Below are 16,913 nucleotides of genomic sequence, written 5' to 3'. Positions count from 1 at the left end.
TGCCGGATGACGAGCGCGCGGTGGGGGCGGTGCGTGTGCGCTGCCGCGGCTCACCGCCGGATGACCTCAGGAGGCGGCATGCTCAAGCTGGACGCTCCGGGCAAGTCTTTCCAATCGGCGATCTCCAACCACGACTATCCGGATACGGAGGCCGAGTGGAACGGGACCGGGCCGGGATGGAGCTGGATGTGGGTCCCGTACCCCTTCAACTCCCAGTACGTACAAGGACAGTTCAGTCGTCAGGTCTTCAGGCGCAACCACACGTCACGCGATGATCTCCAGGCCTTCATCGGCGAGAACCTCGCCGAGAACGACCGACGCTGGTCCAAGGCGGCCGCTGCCGCCCTTCGCGGTGTCACCGCGCAGGAGTTCGTCCTGACCTGCTCGCACGTCTGGGCGTTCGCCTTGTTCGAGGTCAACTCGGGTTCGACCGCGAGTTCCGGAACCGCGTTCTACAACCGGTGGGTCGCAGCGGTGAACGCCGATCCGCAGGCCTCGTACATGCTGATGGCCGCGGAACAGCCGACCGTCATGGCGATGGGCTGACAACGGTTTCACCTCACGGCCGAGCGCCTGCCGGACGGCGTGGAGCCGGCCCGGCAGGCGTCACGGCAGGCGTCAGCGGCGGACGTGGAACGTCACCAGCGCAGGGCGGTGAAGTCGATCGGCCGGGGCCGCAGCAGCGCGGTGCGTTCCGCCAGTGCGTGCAGCCGCCGGGACATCTCGTCGGCGTCCCGGCGCTGCCGGTCGCCGTGGCCGGGCAGCACCCACTCGAACCGCAACCGCCCCGCCGTCCGCGCCAGCGAGGCGGCCAGCTCCTCGATGGAGTACCAGGTCACGCTCTCCGCGACTTCGAGGTCGTCGGTCGTACGCGACCAGTAGAAGCTGTCGCCGCTGAAGCAGTACCGGTCGTCCGCGAGGTAGAGCACGCTGCCCCGGGTGTGGCCGGGCAGCGGATGGGCGGTGACGCCCTCGCCGATCTCCACCGGGTCGAGCCCCCGGATCACCCGGTCCGCGTCCGGCGCCGCGTCGAGGTCGCCTTCGTGGATCCACATCCTGGCCCCGAAGTGGTCGGCGTAGCGGCGCCCGTGCGCGACGTGGTCGCGGTGGGTGAGCAGTACGTCGGTGACGGGCCCCGTCGTCGCCACGTACCGCTCGGCGAGTCCGGGGCTCCACCGCGGGGTGTCGATCATCATGACCGTGCCGGACGGGCGCCGCAGCAGGTAGGAGTTGGCACCGGCGGTGTGCGTGGAGTTGTGCCCGCAGACCAGTACGCCGTCGTCCAGCGCCATCGGGAACGGGTCGAGCGAGGGGTCCGGCTGTCCGGATGCGGGCCGGATCGAGCGGGTGTGACAGGCGAAGACGGCGGCGTGTAAGCGCCGGTTCTCGGCGTCATCGCCGGGCTGCCGCAGAATCCGCGACGCCCCTTCCTCCTCGACGATCAGCTCGGGCGCGAACTGCCGGGCGACGTCGCAGTTGGTGCAGCGGTCGTCCACGTACCAGTCGGTCATGGCAAGGCTCCTTCCACGTCCACTTTCACGGTGACGGGCCCCGTCGAGGGCCGCCGCTCCAGGGATAGCCCACGCGCGGCCGGAACCGGTAGACCCTGCCGATCTTGTGTCTCGATCCCCGGGTCTATCTCGTCGGCAGGCCGCGCCCCGCCCCCGCCACCACTTCGAACTCGCACCACACCACCTTGCCGGGGCTCCGCTCCCCCACCCCCCACTTGTCGGCGAACGCCGCCACCAGCCGCAGCCCGCGACCCCCTTCCTCGCCGGAATCCGCCCAGGAATCTGCGAGCCGGACCTCTCCGTCGCCGCTGTCGTGGACCTCGATGCGCAGGATGCCGTCGGCCGGCTCCAGGTAGAGGTGGAGCCGGAAACCGCGACCGGGCGGGACGCCGTGCAGCACGGCGTTGGTGACGAGCTCGCTCACGCAGAGCAACACATCGTCGGCACGGGCCTCGCACGCCCAGTCGACGAGAGTCTCGCGCACGAACTGCCGTACGAGCGGGGCGGATCGGCGTTCCCGGCGGTGGAACACCTCGCGGAAGAGGGGGAGTCGGGTTGTCTCGTTCACGCTTCCAACGTCACACAAAGTCACTACGGTTGAGCAGCGCGCCGGGTCGTACAACGGAGATGTACGACTTCTGACGGGTCATCCGGGGTTCGTGACGGGGAGAGGCAGTTCATGCAACCGGCAAAGAAGAAGAGCAAGCGGATCACGTCCTGGCACCTGATCGGCGCCCAGCTGGCGATGTTCCGCAAGGCGGCGCGGATGACGCAGACGGCCCTGGCCGATCAATGCTGCGTGGGCGACGACACGATCGCGTCGATCGAGCAGGGGCGCAGAGCGCTGCAATGGGACTTCGCGGTCCTGCTGGACGAACTGCTGGAAACGAAGGGGGCGTTGCAGGTCGCGGTGTCGAAGGTGCCGCAGAAGGAGCGGTTCTCGGCGTTCGTACAGAACTTCGTGGAATATGAGCAGGAGGCGCTGACCCTGCTCTCGTACCAGGACCGGGTGGTTCCGGGGCTGCTCCAGACTGAGGAGTACGCCCGATTCGTCTTCGCCTGCGAATACCCGCCGCTCGAAGAAGATCAAGCTGAGCAGTGGGTCGCAGACCGGCTCGGTCGACAGAAGCTACTCAGCCGCAAACCCCGCCCCATGCTGCACTTCATCCTGGAGGAGAGCATTCTGCGCAGCCGGATCGGCGACCCCACCATGTTGCGGGAGCAGATCCGACACCTACGTCAGTGCATGGAGCTCCCGTTCCTTGGGCTCCGGATCATGCCGATGAAACTCCCGAGGCATGCCGGGTTGGCGGGGCCGATGGTGCTGCTGGAGACAGCCGACCACGACCACCTCGTCTACGTGGAGGGACAGCTGACCAGCTACCTTCACGAAGATCCAGATGACGTCAGTCCGCTCCAGCACAAATATGGGATGCTGCGTTCGCAGGCGCATTCCGTCGAGGAGAGCGCTCGCCTACTGGACGAACTGCTTGGAGAGACATGACCCACGCACGTACCACCGCCCTCGCCTGGTTCAAGTCCAGCTACAGCAGCGACCAGGGCGGCGCCTGCCTCGAAGTCGCCTACGAATGGCGCAAGTCGAGCTACAGCAGCGGCCAAGGCGGTGACTGCGTCGAAGTGGCCACCCACCCTGCCGCCGTGCACATCCGCGACTCCAAGGCGACCGACGGCCCCGTCCTCACCGTTCCCTCCGCCGCCTGGACCGCGTTCCTGGACGCCACGGTCTGATCGCGCTACGGCCCGGTACGCCGGGCCGCAACCTCCCTCGCACTACGTCGAGTTGTGAAGACTTCCCGTTTCTGAGAGCGCTCTCAGTCATAAGTCTTGACGCCTGATGCGGCCCTCACGAGAGTGGTTGACCCCCCACACACTTCGGGAGTCTCTCGTGATCTCGCGCAGAATGTTCCTGACGGGCGGCGCCGCCGCCACCGCGACCGCCCTCACCTACCCGGTCTGGGGAAGCGCCCTCAGCCCGAGCGCGTCCGCCGCCCCCGCGACCTGTGAACTTGCCCTGGAGAACCGTTCGTTGCCGGGCAGGGTCAACGCCTACGTGACCGGCCACGAGCAGGGCACCGACCGCTGGGTGCTACTGCGGGCCGACGGCGGCGTCTACCGCCCCGACTCCCCCGGCGCACCGCAGACCCCACTGCCCGTCGACTGCGCCATCCCGCTGAACGCGGCGGGCGGCGCTCCGGTGGTGCTCACGCTCCCCCAGATGTACGGAGCCCGCGTCTACTTCGTACGCGACGACACGCTCACGTTCTATCTCAACCCGGGCCCCGCCTTGGTCGAGCCGGCGTTCGCGACGTCCACCGACGCCAACTACGGCCGCACCTGGTCGTTCTGCGAGTTCACCTTCAACCCTCAGCAGCTGTACGCGAACATCAGCTACGTCGACCTGGTCACCGCACTGCCGATCGGCCTGACCCTGACCGGCGACGCGACGCACACCGTGGCGCCGCTCCCGGACGGCGCGGTGCAGCGGATCGCGGACGGCCTCACCGCCCAGGCCGCCGCCGACGGCCAGCCGTGGGACAAGCTGGTGATCCGCGGGACGGATGGCAACGTACTGCGGGTGATCTCGCCGCAGAACCTGATGGCACCGTTCTTCGACCGCCCGGACGAGATGCCGTTCCGGGATGTGTTCACGTCGTACATCGACCGGGTCTGGGAGAAGTACCGCTCCACCGACCTGCGGATCGACCTCCAGGGCGGCCGGGGAGTACGCACCGGCCGGGTCAGCGGGGACGTCCTGACCTTCGAGGGCGGGCACACCTTCACCAAGCCCGTCTCCAAGGACGTCTTCACCTGCAACCACGGCCCGTTCGCCAACAACCCGGGTGACCCGGACGACAAGAAGGCCCTGCTGGCCCGCCTGGCTTCCGGCTTCAACCGCTCCCTGATGCTCACCCACCCCGACCAGCCGAACGGCACCTCGGGCGCCGACTACTACCGGGACCCGGCCACCAACCACTGGTCCCGCGTCGTCCACGCCAACACCCCGATCGGCTACGCCTTCCCCTACGACGACGTCCGCCCCGACGGCGAACCCGACGTCTCGGGCGCCGCCAACGACGGCAACCCCCGCCGCTTCACGGTGACCGTGGGGGCCTGAGGCCTTCGGGCCTGGGTGGGTCACGAGGCGCAGACCATGGATAGATAGACCCGCACTTGATCGGTACGCATCTCCTGGATCAGGATCGTGACGCTGTTGTCGCATCCACCGACCCTTTTTGCGTACCTTGCTCTTTCGATCTGCGCTCCCTGCGGGATCTTCTGCCAATCCCGTTCCACTTCCGATGAATCAGCCTTGAAGAACTTCAGCTCCATGGGCGCGGATCCGCGAAGGAAGGAATCCAAGCCTTTGCGGTTGGTATCGAACTGCAACTCCCCGATGGAGCCCTACCATTGCTCCTGTCCGCAATAGCGCAGATTCGCCGCTCCGACCGGGATTTCGAGCCCGTACGTCCGCCGGGTCTCCTCAAGGCTTTGCCCGTCGGTGCAACCCTCGTACAGCCGAGAGTCCCCCTTCCCCGGGGCCTCCCCGCTCGCCTCCACACGAACGGCACCACACCCCCAGCACGACAGTGCGAGCAGCCCCGGCATCACAAGCCCGAGCGTCATTCTGCGCCTGCTGTGCCACTTCTTCATGTTGCCCCATTCCTCATCACCTGAGGCTTGTCCCGTAACACCTGACCGCACTTGAGATTTCGTCGCCATGCCTGCCTCCACGACCTGCTCCTCGAAGCTGAGGTTCTTGCAGGTAGTGGCGGCTGCGGTCGGGCAGAGGGTGGATGCGGATCAGCTCAGGGCTCGAACGAGTCATTCGTGCTGGGCCTCCGAGGGCGTTTGACACCGCTGCACGCCAGGAGCTCGGTCCCGGTGGCGTCGAAGTACAGGTTGAAGAACCAGAGCCGGTCTGCTGCGAGGATGGTCCCGGTACGCAGTTGCTCGCCACGGTGCCGTGCGAGGATCTCAACGGTCTCGTCGAGGCCGATGGTCTCGGGCAGGCCGCGCTTCAACGACCGTCTCAACCTCGTTGCGGCGATGCCGGCGACCATCCAGTGGGGCGCCTCCCCGTCCGAGACCCGTACCTCGCCACCGGCGGCGATGGCGTCGCGTGCTGGCTTGCACGCGCTCGTCTGGTCGGTGAGCATCGCGGCGATGTCGGGGTGCCATGGGGGCTCGTCTTCGGTGGCCATGCGGTGACTCTAGAGACTGCATGTGGGCGTTGCTACAGGATGCGGCGTGACCGGCGCTGGGCGGGGAGACAGAGGATCGCGATGTTGTGCCGGGGATCGTGGAACGATCTTGTGGTGGCTGGTGTGATCACGGCGTCGGAGTCGTCTTGGACAGCCCCGTTCAGCGGGCTGAGCCCGCGTTCCTCCAGGAAGCTGGTGACCGCGCTGCGCCGCGAAGGTGCGGATCCGGTCCGCAAGGGCCGGCCGTGGTCCCTTCCGCTGGAGGACCGGGTACTGCTCGTGCCGGCCTACTGGCGTACGAATTTGACGATGCGCCAACTCGCGCCGCTCTTCGGCATCTCGAAGTCCGCGGCCGACCGGATTATCGACCACCTCGGTCTCGCGCTTGCCGTGCGGCCTCGCAGGCGGTTCGCCAAGGGCACCGCGCTCATCGTGGACGGCACCCTGGTCCCCACCCGGGATCACACCATCGCCGAGCGGTCGAAGAATTATCGGTACTCCACCAACCACCAGGTCGTCATCGATGCCGACACTCGCCTGGTCGTCGTGGTCGGTCGGCCGCTCGCCGGCAACCGCAACGACTGCAAGGCGTGGGAGGAGTCTGGCGCCAAGGCCGCTGTCGGCAAGACCCCCACGATCGCCGACGGCGGCTACCCGGGCACCGGACTCGTCATCCCGCACCGTCGTGAGCGGGGCCAGGCCGAACTCCCGGATTGGAAAGAGGAACACGACAAGTCCCACAAGCAGGTCCGCGCCCGCGTCGAGCACGTCTTCGCCCGCATGAAGACCTGGAAAATCCTCCGCGACTGCCGCCTCAAAGGCGACGGCGTCCATCACGCCGTGCTCGGCATCGCCCGGATGCACAACCTCGCCCTCGCCGGCTAGATCAGAGGGCCGTGCGGCGGCCAACCCTGCCCGAGCCGATCCGGAGATCATTTACGGAACACCTCTTAGAAGTCGTGCAGTGAACTTGTGCCGACCATGTCGTGCTCCTGCGCATATCCATGCTCATGAAGGTCCAGGAACTGCCCCAGGTCGATCGACATGCCGGTGTACGGGATGGCTGCCTTCTTTCCCCTGCCGAAGTTCCAGTTCTTGAAAAGGTCCACACGATACGTCGTGCTGACGCGATCGTCCGAGCCGACGGAAACCGAAGCGCTGATCCGGTACTTCACGTTGGCGATGGCGTTCTTGGCGTCCAGTCCTTTGAAAGCTCTCGACTGCCAGCCACTGTCCGCGCTAGCGTCAGACAGATTCCGCTGCGATGGGCCGTTCCAGGCTTGGTGGACTCCGTCAGGGACTGGAACGCGTGCTCCTCGCGGATGACGAATACCCGGGCAGCCGCATGCAGTTGGCGGCCGCTGATCCCGGATATGTCGCCACACAGGTAGACGTTCTTCTGTGCGAGGTCGGGCGAACCGGAAGCAAGGTCCTCCGGCGTGATCGTGGACCCGAAGAAGTCCTTGATCAAGTCATTGTCCTGCAACATCGAAGGTGCGACCAAGATGTTGCTCGCATTCTCGATGCGGGCTTCTGTCAGCTCTGTTGCGTACATCAAACGGCACCTGCCATTCGCGAACCCTGATGGATCACTCAGAACCGTGGACATGGCAACGGCCCGCATTCATCCGCGGGTGCCCGCTCACGGCCGGACGAGAGGGCCTAGTTCTGCGGTGCGAGGGTGCGCAGGACGCAGAACTCGTTGCCCTCGGGGTCTGCCATGACCACCCAGTTCCGGTCCGGGCCCTGGCCCACATCCGTCCTGGTGGCGCCAAGCCCGAGCAATCTGGTCACCTCGTCCTCGGTGCTGCCGTCGATCGGGCTGACGTCGAGGTGGAGCCTGTTCTTCACGGTCCTGCCCTCGGGCACCTGAATGAACAGCAGAGTGGGCGGCATCTGGCGGGCCCGGACGTCCTCGATGGTCGGCACCCAGGAGCCGATCTCGACCTTGCCCTCGCTCCGGTCGATCACCTTGAAGTCCAGGACCTCGCACCAGAAGGCCGCGAGCCTCTCCGGATCACGGCAGTCAACTGTCAGCTCGGTGAACCTACTTGTCATGACTCTCCCAGATAGCGCGGACGCGCCTCAGGGTACGCTGCCCGGCATTCGGATCCCTTGATGAACGGATCGCTCACGTGCACGTTGAATTCACCGGCCGCGTCATCGAGCGGCGGGGGCCTTCACCGTTCTACTTCGCCGCCGTGCCGGCCGAACAGGCCGCCGACATCCGCGAGGTGGCCGCGCCGGCCGCGTACGCCTGGGGCGCGGTTCCCGTGGACGCGCGCATCGGCGAGACCGCGTTCACCACGTCGCTCGTCCCCAAGGACGGCGGCTACCTGCTGCCGCTCAAGAGCGCGGTCCGTGAGCCGCAGGGGCTCTCGGCGGGTGACGAGGTGACCGTGGCCGTGACCATTCGCGTTTAGCTCAGCGCTCCCGCGCGTACGTCACGATCCACGCGACGGCGAGTACGACACCGGCAACCCCCACGCCGAAGATGCCGACGGCCGTCCAGATCCCCTTTCCGTCCATCGCGGAGCGCACCCCGCCGGCGAGCCCGCCCACGGCCATGCAGAGACCGAGGACGAACGACCGTGAACTCCGGGGACTCAGTCGGTACCACAGGTCCGGGCGGCTGCGATCGGGGGTCGGCGGGCCTGCGGAGTGTGTCACTGATACCTCGCCCTTCCGGGTTCCGGTGATCGCGATGGCTGGTCGGTCCGGGTCAGGACCTCGGCAGTCGACCAGGCTGATCCGGTCACGGAGAGCAGCACGGGGTGCCCCTGTCCGGCGGGCAGGGGCACCCCGTGCGAGGTGATGCGTGCGGAGATCAGCAGCCGCCGCAGTTGTAGTACGTCACGTCCCAGTGGTTGCCCTCGTCGGCGTAGACGTTGCCGGAGCCCGCCTGGTACTGGGGGGCACCGTCACCACGCACACCGATGTAGGTGAAGACGTTGTGGACGTAGTTGGTGAGGCAGGTCGACTTGGCGAAGTCGAGCTTGTAGCCGTTCCAGTGGGAGTACGTGCCGCTGGCGTGGCCGGTCTCGGTGCCGCCGGTGATGTTCAGCGCGCAGCCCGTGGCGCTCTTGAGGGTCTGGGCGCCCTGCGCGGTGGCCAGGTTGAGCTGGTCGAACGAGGTGCAGGTGGCGACGTTGCGGTTGGAGCAGCCGCCGGAGGACGACCAGGTGACCCCGGAGGAGCTGAACCGGGCGGTGGCCTGGGCGTGGGTGAGCTTGGTGTCGGCGTGGGCCTGGGTGGCGCCGCCGCCGAGGACACCGATGCCCGGGGCGAAGAGAACGCCCAGAACGAGGGCGAAAGCGGTCAGCACGGGGCGCAGTCTCATATGGGACAGCATGGGGGGACTCCTCCTGCTCATGACAAGTAAGGGCATGGAGATACTGCCCGAGTTCTACGCGCGTCCGCCAGAGGGGAGCGGCGATCGGGCGCGGGAGTTGCGCCATCGTTCGGCCGCCATTCACGAACACACGCAGCCTTGATGTTGAACATTGAACTAGATCGCGCTACAGTCAATCTCGTTGAAGGTTAAACAACCACTTCGACCACTGCTCGACCCCACCGCTCGACCCCACTGCTCAACCACAGTTCGACCCCCGCTCGATCGCCGCTCGATCACGTCCCCCGAGGAGGAGCCATGGCTCTGTTCAACCGCAAGAACAACAACGCCCCGTCCGCCACCACCGTCGCCCCCGCCGTGGACCCGGCCCTGGCCGCCCTCACCGGCGACTACGCGATCGACCCGGCCCACAGCAGCATCGGCTTCACCGTGCGCCACGCCATGGTCACCAACGTGCGCGGCACCTTCGGCGAGCACGAGGGCAGCCTGAAGCTGGACGGCTCCGACCCGGCCAACTCCACCGCCTCGATCGACGTCAGGATCGGCAGCGTCGACACCGGTATCGCCGACCGCGACGGCCACCTGGTCAGCGGCGACTTCTTCGACGCCGAGAAGTTCCCGCTCATGACGTTCCGCTCCACGCAGGCCGAGCAGCTCGGCGGCGACAAGTACCGCGTCACGGGCGACCTGACCATCAAGGACGTCACCCGTCCGCTCTCCATCGACCTGGAGTTCAACGGCTCCGCCACCGACGTCTACGGCAACGAGCGGGTCGGCTTCGAGGGCAGTGCCGACATCCTGCGCTCCGACTGGGGCCTGACCTGGAACGCGGCGCTGGAGACCGGCGGCGTGATGGTCAGCGACAAGGTCAAGCTCAACTTCGACATCTCCGCGATCAAGTCCGCCGTGACGCAGGGCTGAGGCCCCACCGCCACGACGCCTTCGGCTCCTGGCCCCTCACGCCCGAACCCGAGCGCGCCCGCCCTCCTCTCCCCCGCCGGGGAGGGAGGCGGGCGCTCGGCGTCCGCCCGGTCAGGCCCGGCGGGCGGCGACCGCGCGGTTCACGTCGTCCGTGATCAGCTCGGCGTTGATCGCCATGGCGGCCCGCACCCCGGCGGCGGCGGCCGCGACGACCTTCCCCTTCGGGTCGGCGACATTGCCGGCCACCCGGACGCCGGGCACCTCCGTTTCCCCGTCCGGGTCGGCGGCGACGTACGTCCCGATCACCTGGTCCGCCGCCTTCATCTCGGCCACGCCCAGCCCCAGGCTCGCGAGGAAGTCCGCGCGGGCGGTGAAGCGGGGCTGCACCACGACGGCCTCGGCGGCGACGACCCGGCCTCCCGCCAGCCGGACGCCGGTGAGCCGCTCGTCCGCCACGCCGAGACCGGTCACCTCGCCGTCGACCACGGCGATGCCGCGGGCGGCCAGCTGCTCGTACTCCTCGTCCGTGGGCTCGGGCCCGGTGTGACGGAAGAGGGTGACGTCCTCGCTCCACTGACGCCACATCAGCGCCTGGTGCACGGCCAGCGGCCCGGTGGCCAGGACACCGACCGGGCGGGAACCGACCTCCCAGCCGTGGCAGTACGGGCAGTGCAGGACCTCGTGCCCCCACCGTTCGGCCAGGCCCGGCACCGGGGGCAGCTCGTCGACGAGGCCGGTGGTCACCAGGAGCCGGCGCGCCACGACCGGGGCCCCGTCCTTGCGTACGACGCGGAATCCCTCACCTCCGGGCAGTCGCTCGGCGGCCACCACGGCGTCCTGGACGACCTCCGCCCCGTAACGGGTCACCTCGTCCCGGCCGGTGGCCAGCAGCCGGGAGGGCGGGAGGCCGTCGTGTCCCAGGTAGCCGTGCATGTGCGAGGCCGGGGCGTTGCGCGGCTGCCCGGCGTCGATCACCAGCACCGACCGCCGCGCCCTGGCCAGGGTCACGGCTCCACTCAGTCCGGCGGCACCACCGCCGATCACCACCACGTCGTAGCGCCGTTCCGCGCCGCCGTCCCTGGCCGTCGCCCCGCCGCCGCTGTCCACGCCCTCGTGTCCGGTCATTTCGCTCATGAGGAGCACCTCCCTTTCACCGGAGAGCGTCCGCGAGGACACGCTATTTCAGCAAGAAACATTGCCGTAACGGCAAATAGCGTCTCTCTAGAGGTCGTCCTCCTCCGGTTCGCCGACCGTCTGCTCCGACCAGATGACCTTGCCCGTCTCGGTGTAACGGGTGCCCCAGCGTTCGGCGAACTGGGCGACGAGGAACAGTCCCCGGCCGCCCTCGTCCGTCGTCGCCGCATAGCGCAGATGCGGTGAGGTGCTGCTGCTGTCGGACACCTCGCAGATCAGGTTGCGGTCGTAGAGCAGACGGACCTCGATGGGTGCTGTGCCGTAGCGCACCGCGTTGGTGACCAGTTCGCTCAGGATCAGCTCGGTGGCGAACGCCTCCTCCTCCAGGCCCCGGTCGGTCAGCCACTGGGCGACGTTCTTGCGCACTCCGGCGACGGCCGCCGGATCGGTGGCCACGGCCCACTGTGCGACCTGGTCGGGATCGAGCGTGCGGGTGCGGGCCACGAGCAGGGCGACGTCGTCGTCCGGCCGGTCCGGCAGCAGTGCGGCGAGCACGTCGTCGCAGGTCTCCTCCGGCGTCCGGTCGCGGCCGGCCAGGGCCTCGCGCAGCAGACCGAGACCGGTGTCGATGTCCCGGCCCCGCCGCTCGACGAGGCCGTCCGTGTAGAGGACCAGCCGGCTTCCCTCGGGTACGTGGAACTCGGCCGCCTCGAAGGGCATGCCGCCGATGCCGAGAGGAAGTCCGATCGGGAGCTCGGGGAACGCGACGGTGCCGTCCGGGAGCACCAGCACGGGCCCGGGGTGGCCGGCCCGCGCCACCGCGCAGTTCCCGGAGACCGCGTCGTAGATCGCGTACAGGCAGGTGGCACCGGCGATCTCGGGATCGCCCTCCTCCGCCTCGTCCCGGTCGATCCGGGTCACCAGTTCGTCGAGATGCCCGAGGAGTTCGTCGGGCGCGGGGTCCAGCGAGGAGAAGTTGTGGACGCTGGTGCGCAGCCGCCCCATGGTGGCCGCGGCGTGCAGCCCGTGACCGACCACGTCGCCGACGACCAGCGCCACCCGGGCGCCGGACAGCGGGATGACGTCGAACCAGTCGCCGCCGACCCCCTCGTACGCCGGCAGATAGCGGTGGGCCACCTCAAGGGCGTTCTGCTCGGGCAGGGCGCGGGGCAGCAGACTGCGTTGCAGGGTCACGGCCAGTGCGTGCTCGCGCGTGTAGCGGCGGGCGTTGTCCACACCCACCGCGGCCCGGGCCGCCAGTTCCTCCGCGAAGGACACGTCGTCGTCGTCGAAGGGTTCCGATTCGCCCGAGCGCCAGAAGTTGGCCATGCCCAGGATGGTGCCGCGCGCGTGCAGCGGCACCGAGACGATCGAGTGGAATCCCTGCTCCCTGAGCCGCTCGGCCGTGGTGTGGTCCCAGTTCCGCCAGCCCAGCCTCTCGAAATCGGTCTTCAGATCGGCGTCGTCCCGGTGCACCCGCATGGCCCGGGTCCTGGCCGGGACGAAGCCCACCACATGGCCGACCGGATACAGCGGGTGGTCCGCGCGCACCGCCGCGACGGCGGTGCGGCGCATCTCCAGCAGGCCGCCGTCCGGGACGACCGGTTCGTCCCCGCGTCGTACCGGGTCGGCGAGGTCGACCGTCGCGGCGTCGGCGAATCCGGGGATCGCCACGTCGGCCAGCTCCTGGGCCGTCCGGGTCATATCGAGCGTGGTGCCGATCCGGGCGCCGGCCTCGTACAGGAGCAGCAGTCGTTCGGTCGCGAATTCCGCCTGTCCCGTGACCGCGCGGAGTTCGGTGGTGTCCCGCAGGGTGACCACCGTGCCGAGCGGCCCCCCGTCCGTTTCGGTGGGCCGGAGGTTGACGGCGAGCAGCCGCTTGCCGGCCCGCAGCACCTCGTCCGTGACGGTGCGGCCGGAGACCAGCAGGTCCTCGGTGTCCGGGTCCAGTCCGAGTTCCGCGACGGCCCGGCCCTCGGCGCCCGGGGGCAGGTCGAGAAGTCTGCGGGCCTCGTCGTTGGCCAGGGTCAGCCGCCGGTCGGCCCCGACGATCAGGACGCCCTCGCGGACGGCGTGCAGCACCGCGTCGTGGTGCTCGTACATCCGGGTCATCTCGGCGGCCCCGAGGCCATGGGTCTGGCGGCTCAGCCGTCTGCTCAGGAGCGTGGCGCCGGCTGTGGTGATCGCGAGGGCGACCACCGCGGCGCCCGCGGCGAGCGGGATGGAGCGGTCCGCCACCGCGTTCACCGACTCGACGGTGATCCCGACCGAGACCAGCCCGGCGATCGAGCCGTCCGCCCGGGGCACGGGCACGACCGAGTTGACCGAGGGCCCGTGGTCTCCGGTGAACGTCCAGGTGTACGTGTGCCCGGCCAGTGCCTCCTTGTACGGGCCGGTGAGGTGCCCGCCGATCAGCGCGGGATCGGGGTGGGTGTAGCGGATGCCCTCCCGGCCGGCCACCACGACGTACTCGACCTGGGCCCGTTTGCGCACCTCCTCGGCGCGCGGCTGAAGGATCGCGGTGGGGTTCCTGCTGTCGAGCGCGATGGCGGTCCCGGGCGCGTAGGCGAAGGTCTCGGCGACGCTCAGGGTGTGGGCGCGGGCCTCGGCCATGCTGTCGCGGCGGCCCTGCACCACCAGGGCGATCGCCCCGGCGCAGACCAGCAGCAGCACGAGGCCGAGCACGAAGACGAAGACCTGGCCCGCCACGGTGCGCGTGCTGAACAGGGCGCGCACCGGGCGGTTCGGCGACCGGCCGGTCATGTCCGGTCCGGACGGCGCGGGGGCCGCCCGGCCCGTGCGTCCTCCATCGTGCCGATGTGATCGCCGGACGGAGCGTCGCAGCCGCGCCCGGAATCGGCCGATACCAGACATGTATTCAGGTCTAGCATGAATCACACCTGCCCGAGAGGTCGCTGGTCAGCGGCTCAGAACCCGCCGCCGTCGAAGCCGCCGCCACCTCCGAAGTCGCCGCCGCCCCCGTCGAAGCCCCCGCCGTCGAAGCCGGAAGGGTCGAAGTCGGAGCCGGAGAAGGCGCCACCGCTCCAGTCCGCGCCGGAGCCGAAGTCGCCGCCGCCGTAATCCGCCGCGTCGGCCGGGCTCGACAGCATGGACCCGAGCACCGTGCCGACGAGCAGGCCGGGGAGCAGGCCGCCGCCGAAGTAGCCGCCCGCCCACGGACCGTACGCCGGGCCCGCCTCCCAGTAGGGGCGGCGGCCGTCGCCGGTGTCGACGGTGCGGCTCAGCGGTTCCTCGCCCTCGCGCAGCCGGACTTCATCGGCGGCGCAGACCGGGACCTCGCGGGCCGTGCCGCCGGACGGGGACCACCGGACGTCGGCGACCGATGGGCCGTGGCGCGGGTCGAAGAAGCACGGCGGGCGGCGGGCCGGCAGTTCGCCGCCGGTGCGGCGGGCCTCCAGGACGGCGAGGGAGAAGCGGCCGTCCTCCAGCGCCCGGGTGACCCCGCGCACGTCGGACGGGTGCCGGGCCCGCTCCATCCGGGACTTCGCGGTCTCGTAGGAGTCGAGGGCCCGCTCGTAGTCCGCGCGCATGTTGTCGTCGGCGCCCGGTTCGGCCGGGTGGAAGTCGAGCCGGTCGAGGGTCTCGCCGTACGCGGTGATGTCCTCGTCCACGACGACCCGGAGCCGGTCGAGTGCGGCCCGCTCCTCGGTCTCCTTGCGCCTGCGGCCCCGGCGGACGAGCGCGTAGGCGGTGCCGCCGCCCAGCACCAGGACCGCGCCGGCCGTGATCAGCCCGGCGGCGGGCGAGGACCCGCCGCCCCCGGACGAGCCGCCCCAGGAGTCGGGGGCGCTGCCCCGGGCCTGCTCGACGGCCCGGTCGACGAAGGCGTTCAGCTGCGTGGCGGCGTCGGTGTCCGCGCCGGGCGTCTTCACCGCGGCGGTGAGGTTGTGGACCGCTCGGGTGGACATCACCTGGGGGTCGGCGCCCGCGTCGAAGCCGTCGCCGAGGCGGACCGCGTAGACGCCGGTGATCCCGGTGTCGGTGCGCAGGGTGGCCAGCAGGGTCTTGGCGGGGAACGCGGAGGTCCGGGGCAGCACCGCCACGAACACGGGCTTGCCGGCGTCCTTGATCTTCTTCGCCAGGGCGGCGGCCCGGCCCGGTGGGAGCCGGCCGGACGCCGCCGGATCGACGTACACCGGGCCCTTGCGCAGGGCCTGCGCGACATCGTCGACGGTGGATGCTCCCGTCGCCGCGGGCGCGCCGGGCGCCATACCGAGGCCGGCCGCCGCCAGGATCAGCAGCAGGGCGGCGAGCATCGACGGGAACAGTCTGTTCCGCATACCTCGAAGCTAACCCGGATGGGCACCGCCTGCGACAGCCGTCGCGAGCCTTCCTCACCGGCCCCTGGTGAGCCGGATGGTGTCGCGGTACCACTTGGCGCTGTCCTTGAGCGTCCGCTCCTGTGTGCCGTAGTCGACGCGGACGATGCCGAACCGTTTGTCGTAGCCGTAGGACCACTCGAAGTTGTCCAGCAGCGACCAGGCGAAGTAGCCCCGGACGTCGGCCCCGGCGGCGCGGGCCGCGGCGACGGCGGCGATGTGGTCGGCGAGGTAGGTGGTGCGGTCGGCGTCATGGATCTGCCCGTCCTCGGAGACGGTGTCGTCGAACGCGGCGCCGTTCTCGGTGACCACCGTCGGGACGCCGTACTCCTCCTCCAGGCCCACGAGCAGGTCGGTGAGGGCGGTGGGGGTGATCTCCCAGTCCATCGCGGTACGCGGCAGGTCGCGCTCCACCCCCCGGGTGACGGGCAGCCCCTCGGCGTCGGCCGGGGAGCCCTCCTCCGTGACGCCGGAGAAGAGGGTGCCTCGGTAGAAGTTGACGCCGAGGACGTCGATCGGGGTGGAGATGATGTCCAGGTCGCCGTCCCGGACCGGGAGCTCGGCCCCGTGCAGGGCGAGATCGGCGACGACGTCCTCGGGGTAGGCGCCCCTGACCAGCGGGTCCAGGTAGAGGCGGCGGCCCATCCCGTCGGCGCGGCGGCATGCCTGGGCGTCCTCGGGGCGGTCGGTCTCGGGGGTGGCGGTGCCGAGGTTCAGCGTGATGCCGAGTTCGAGTTCGTGGCCCCGGGCGGCGGCCGTCCCGCGGATGTGCCGTGCGGCGAGGCCATGGCCGAGGAGCAGGTGGTGGACGGCCCTGATCGCGTCGCCGAAGTCCTGCCTGCCGGGCGCCTGGTTGCCGTACGCGTAGCCGAGCATGGCCGAGCACCACGGCTCGTTCAGCGTCGTCCAGTGCTTCACCCGGTCACCGAGCGCGTCGTGGGCGAGCGCGGCGTACTCGGCGAAGCGGTGGGCGGTGTCCCGGGCGGGCCAGCCGCCGGCGTCCTCCAGTTCCTGCGGGAGGTCCCAGTGGTAGAGGGTGATCCAGGGGGTGATGTCCCTGGCCTCCAGCTCGTCCAGCAGGCGCTTGTAGAAGTCCAGCCCCTTCGCGTTGGCCGGTCCGCGCCCGCCGGGCTGGATGCGCGGCCAGGCGAGCGAGAACCGGTAGGTGTCGACGCCCAGGTCCGCGATGAGCCGCACGTCCTCGGGCATCCGGTGGTAGTGGTCGCAGGCCACGTCGCCGTTCTCACCGCGGACGACCATGCCGGGCACCCTGCAGTACGTGTCCCAGATGGAGGGGGTCCGGCCGTCCTCGGCGGCGGCGCCCTCGATCTGGTACGCGGCGGTGGCGACGCCCCAGCGGAAGCCGGGGGGCAGGCCGGGGACGGCCGCGGCGGTGATCTCGCGGGCGTAGGTCTCGGAGGCGGTGGCGGGG

At 69.7% G+C, this 16,913-nt stretch carries 19 protein-coding genes and 1 pseudogene; 7 read left to right on the top strand and 13 right to left on the bottom strand.

What is annotated here, in order from left to right; all coding sequences use genetic code 11:
• Nucleotides 1-78 precede the first annotated feature (78 nt).
• Nucleotides 79-546 (top strand): hypothetical protein, encoded by a 468-nt coding sequence (locus tag AB0D53_RS39380; RefSeq protein ID WP_362454173.1) that lies wholly within the window; start codon nt 79-81, stop codon nt 544-546.
• 92 nt (nt 547-638) lie between these two features.
• Here AB0D53_RS39380 and AB0D53_RS39375 read toward each other — a convergent pair whose 3' ends face one another.
• Both AB0D53_RS39375 and AB0D53_RS39370 read right to left on the bottom strand, forming a co-directional pair.
• Nucleotides 639-1,511 (bottom strand): MBL fold metallo-hydrolase, encoded by an 873-nt coding sequence (locus tag AB0D53_RS39375; RefSeq protein ID WP_362454172.1) that lies wholly within the window; start codon nt 1,509-1,511, stop codon nt 639-641.
• 124 nt (nt 1,512-1,635) lie between these two features.
• On the bottom strand, nt 1,636-2,079 hold the full coding sequence (locus AB0D53_RS39370) for an ATP-binding protein (protein ID WP_362454171.1): 444 nt from the start codon (nt 2,077-2,079) through the stop codon (nt 1,636-1,638).
• A gap of 111 nt (nt 2,080-2,190) precedes the next feature.
• Between AB0D53_RS39370 and AB0D53_RS39365 the strand changes: the two genes are divergently transcribed.
• The 3 genes from AB0D53_RS39365 to AB0D53_RS39355 all read left to right on the top strand — a co-directional run bounded on the left by AB0D53_RS39365 (nt 2,191) and on the right by AB0D53_RS39355 (nt 4,647).
• On the top strand, nt 2,191-3,015 hold the full coding sequence (locus tag AB0D53_RS39365) for a helix-turn-helix transcriptional regulator (RefSeq protein WP_362454170.1): 825 nt from the start codon (nt 2,191-2,193) through the stop codon (nt 3,013-3,015).
• Nucleotides 3,012-3,260, top strand: coding sequence for a DUF397 domain-containing protein (locus tag AB0D53_RS39360; RefSeq protein WP_362454169.1), 249 nt, complete (start codon nt 3,012-3,014; stop codon nt 3,258-3,260). The genes AB0D53_RS39365 and AB0D53_RS39360 overlap by 4 nt, the downstream gene beginning before the upstream one ends.
• Before the next feature lie 172 nt (nt 3,261-3,432).
• Complete coding sequence (locus tag AB0D53_RS39355; RefSeq protein WP_362454185.1) at nt 3,433-4,647, top strand: glycoside hydrolase family 64 protein; 1,215 nt, start codon at nt 3,433-3,435, stop codon at nt 4,645-4,647.
• Nucleotides 4,648-4,667: 20 nt separating this feature from the next.
• Here the strand turns inward: AB0D53_RS39355 and AB0D53_RS39350 are convergent, their stop codons facing one another.
• Together AB0D53_RS39350 and AB0D53_RS39345 are read right to left on the bottom strand one after the other, a co-directional pair.
• Complete coding sequence (locus tag AB0D53_RS39350; protein ID WP_362454168.1) at nt 4,668-4,862, bottom strand: hypothetical protein; 195 nt, start codon at nt 4,860-4,862, stop codon at nt 4,668-4,670.
• Nucleotides 4,863-5,338: 476 nt separating this feature from the next.
• Complete coding sequence (locus tag AB0D53_RS39345) at nt 5,339-5,734, bottom strand: hypothetical protein (RefSeq protein WP_362454167.1); 396 nt, start codon at nt 5,732-5,734, stop codon at nt 5,339-5,341.
• Nucleotides 5,735-5,848: 114 nt separating this feature from the next.
• On the opposite strand from AB0D53_RS39345, the gene AB0D53_RS39340 reads away from it, so the two are divergent.
• Nucleotides 5,849-6,619: a transposase gene (locus tag AB0D53_RS39340; RefSeq protein ID WP_362454166.1), complete on the top strand. Its 771-nt coding sequence runs from the start codon at nt 5,849-5,851 to the stop codon at nt 6,617-6,619.
• 65 nt (nt 6,620-6,684) lie between these two features.
• Here the strand turns inward: AB0D53_RS39340 and AB0D53_RS39335 are convergent, their stop codons facing one another.
• The 3 genes and pseudogenes from AB0D53_RS39335 to AB0D53_RS39325 form a co-directional block, all read right to left on the bottom strand.
• Nucleotides 6,685-6,909: a hypothetical protein gene (locus AB0D53_RS39335; protein WP_362454165.1), complete on the bottom strand. Its 225-nt coding sequence runs from the start codon at nt 6,907-6,909 to the stop codon at nt 6,685-6,687.
• Nucleotides 6,910-6,977: 68 nt separating this feature from the next.
• Nucleotides 6,978-7,289 (bottom strand): annotated as a pseudogene (locus AB0D53_RS39330) (hypothetical protein); the annotation flags it as partial.
• Nucleotides 7,290-7,396: 107 nt separating this feature from the next.
• The gene (locus AB0D53_RS39325) at nt 7,397-7,792 is read right to left on the bottom strand and encodes a VOC family protein (RefSeq protein WP_362454164.1); all 396 of its coding nucleotides are present in this window, start codon (nt 7,790-7,792) and stop codon (nt 7,397-7,399) included.
• A gap of 77 nt (nt 7,793-7,869) precedes the next feature.
• Between AB0D53_RS39325 and AB0D53_RS39320 the strand changes: the two genes are divergently transcribed.
• Nucleotides 7,870-8,157, top strand: a complete 288-nt coding sequence (locus AB0D53_RS39320; RefSeq protein ID WP_362454163.1) for a DUF1905 domain-containing protein — start codon at nt 7,870-7,872, stop codon at nt 8,155-8,157.
• 1 nt (nt 8,158) lies between these two features.
• On the opposite strand, the gene AB0D53_RS39315 is transcribed toward AB0D53_RS39320, so the two are convergent.
• The gene (locus tag AB0D53_RS39315; protein WP_362454162.1) at nt 8,159-8,302 is read right to left on the bottom strand and encodes a hypothetical protein; all 144 of its coding nucleotides are present in this window, start codon (nt 8,300-8,302) and stop codon (nt 8,159-8,161) included.
• Between the two features lie 259 nt (nt 8,303-8,561).
• A complete protein-coding gene (locus AB0D53_RS39310; protein ID WP_362454161.1) occupies nt 8,562-9,086 on the bottom strand; it encodes a hypothetical protein in 525 nt (174 codons plus the stop codon).
• A 297-nt stretch (nt 9,087-9,383) separates the two neighbouring features.
• Between AB0D53_RS39310 and AB0D53_RS39305 the strand changes: the two genes are divergently transcribed.
• Complete coding sequence (locus AB0D53_RS39305; protein ID WP_362454160.1) at nt 9,384-10,007, top strand: YceI family protein; 624 nt, start codon at nt 9,384-9,386, stop codon at nt 10,005-10,007.
• Between the two features lie 111 nt (nt 10,008-10,118).
• Here AB0D53_RS39305 and AB0D53_RS39300 read toward each other — a convergent pair whose 3' ends face one another.
• The 4 genes from AB0D53_RS39300 to AB0D53_RS39285 all read right to left on the bottom strand — a co-directional run bounded on the left by AB0D53_RS39300 (nt 10,119) and on the right by AB0D53_RS39285 (nt 16,879).
• Nucleotides 10,119-11,132: an NAD(P)/FAD-dependent oxidoreductase gene (locus AB0D53_RS39300; RefSeq protein WP_362454184.1), complete on the bottom strand. Its 1,014-nt coding sequence runs from the start codon at nt 11,130-11,132 to the stop codon at nt 10,119-10,121.
• Between the two features lie 96 nt (nt 11,133-11,228).
• Nucleotides 11,229-13,904, bottom strand: coding sequence for a SpoIIE family protein phosphatase (locus AB0D53_RS39295; protein ID WP_362454159.1), 2,676 nt, complete (start codon nt 13,902-13,904; stop codon nt 11,229-11,231).
• Between the two features lie 164 nt (nt 13,905-14,068).
• Nucleotides 14,069-15,442: a hypothetical protein gene (locus AB0D53_RS39290; RefSeq protein ID WP_362454158.1), complete on the bottom strand. Its 1,374-nt coding sequence runs from the start codon at nt 15,440-15,442 to the stop codon at nt 14,069-14,071.
• A gap of 54 nt (nt 15,443-15,496) precedes the next feature.
• On the bottom strand, nt 15,497-16,879 hold the full coding sequence (locus tag AB0D53_RS39285) for a GH1 family beta-glucosidase (RefSeq protein WP_362454183.1): 1,383 nt from the start codon (nt 16,877-16,879) through the stop codon (nt 15,497-15,499).
• Between the last annotated feature and the right edge of the window lie 34 nt (nt 16,880-16,913).

Source organism: Streptomyces sp. NPDC048295 (assembly GCF_040652135.1).
Classification (GTDB): Bacteria; Actinomycetota; Actinomycetes; order Streptomycetales; family Streptomycetaceae; genus Streptomyces.
This window is presented reverse-complemented; position numbering and strand designations above follow the sequence as displayed.